The sequence below is a fragment of the Lederbergia lenta NBRC 16444 genome, assembly GCF_001591545.1.
GTDB classification, from domain to species: Bacteria; Bacillota; Bacilli; order Bacillales; family Bacillaceae_C; genus Lederbergia; species Lederbergia lenta.
This window is the reverse complement of record NZ_BCVC01000020.1, coordinates 1-1,639: the sequence shown is the minus strand read 5'-3', so window position 1 is coordinate 1,639 and position 1,639 is coordinate 1. Positions and strand designations below refer to the sequence as shown.

At 54.0% G+C, this 1,639-nt stretch carries 1 rRNA gene; it reads right to left on the bottom strand.

Going from position 1 to position 1,639, the window contains the following annotated elements:
- Window positions 1-41: 41 nt before the first annotated feature.
- A 16S ribosomal RNA gene (locus BLE01S_RS20215) occupies window positions 42-1,593 on the bottom strand.
- Window positions 1,594-1,639 lie beyond the last annotated feature (46 nt).

The following is a 1,639-nucleotide window of genomic DNA, read 5'->3' as shown; positions in this document are numbered from 1 at the left end:
CGTCTATTTATGTTGGCACCGCGGCCAACAAGATTCCTTAGAAAGGAGGTGATCCAGCCGCACCTTCCGATACGGCTACCTTGTTACGACTTCACCCCAATCATCTGTCCCACCTTCGGCGGCTGGCTCCCGTAAGGGTTACCCCACCGACTTCGGGTGTTACAAACTCTCGTGGTGTGACGGGCGGTGTGTACAAGGCCCGGGAACGTATTCACCGTGGCATGCTGATCCACGATTACTAGCGATTCCGGCTTCATGCAGGCGAGTTGCAGCCTGCAATCCGAACTGAGAATGGTTTTATGGGATTAGCTAAACCTCGCGGTCTTGCAACCCTTTGTACCATCCATTGTAGCACGTGTGTAGCCCAGGTCATAAGGGGCATGATGATTTGACGTCATCCCCACCTTCCTCCGGTTTGTCACCGGCAGTCACCTTAGAGTGCCCAACTGAATGCTGGCAACTAAGGTTAAGGGTTGCGCTCGTTGCGGGACTTAACCCAACATCTCACGACACGAGCTGACGACAACCATGCACCACCTGTCACTCTGTCCCCCGAAGGGGAAGTCCCTATCTCTAGGGTGGTCAGAGGATGTCAAGACCTGGTAAGGTTCTTCGCGTTGCTTCGAATTAAACCACATGCTCCACCGCTTGTGCGGGCCCCCGTCAATTCCTTTGAGTTTCAGCCTTGCGGCCGTACTCCCCAGGCGGAGTGCTTAATGCGTTAACTGCAGCACTAAAGGGCGGAAACCCTCTAACACTTAGCACTCATCGTTTACGGCGTGGACTACCAGGGTATCTAATCCTGTTCGCTCCCCACGCTTTCGCGCCTCAGCGTCAGTTACAGACCAAAGAGCCGCCTTCGCCACTGGTGTTCCTCCACATCTCTACGCATTTCACCGCTACACGTGGAATTCCGCTCTTCTCTTCTGCACTCAAGTCTCCCAGTTTCCAATGACCTTCCACGGTTGAGCCGTGGGCTTTCACATCAGACTTAAGAAACCGCCTGCGCGCGCTTTACGCCCAATAATTCCGGACAACGCTTGCCACCTACGTATTACCGCGGCTGCTGGCACGTAGTTAGCCGTGGCTTTCTGGTCAGGTACCGTCAAGGTACCGGCAGTTACTCCGATACTTGTTCTTCCCTGATAACAGAGTTTTACGATCCGAAAACCTTCATCACTCACGCGGCGTTGCTCCGTCAGACTTTCGTCCATTGCGGAAGATTCCCTACTGCTGCCTCCCGTAGGAGTCTGGGCCGTGTCTCAGTCCCAGTGTGGCCGATCACCCTCTCAGGTCGGCTACGCATCGTTGCCTTGGTGAGCCGTTACCTCACCAACTAGCTAATGCGCCGCGGGCCCATCTGTAAGTGACAGCCGAAGCCGTCTTTCAACCTTTCTCCAGGAGAAGAAAGAAGTTATCCGGTATTAGCTCCGGTTTCCCGAAGTTATCCCAGTCTTACAGGTAGGTTGCCCACGTGTTACTCACCCGTCCGCCGCTAACTTCTGGGAGCAAGCTCCCATCCATTCGCTCGACTTGCATGTATTAGGCACGCCGCCAGCGTTCGTCCTGAGCCAGGATCAAACTCTCGTTAAAGTAGTTTGTAGCTCATTTGCTGGTCTTACATTTTATTACTTTGACG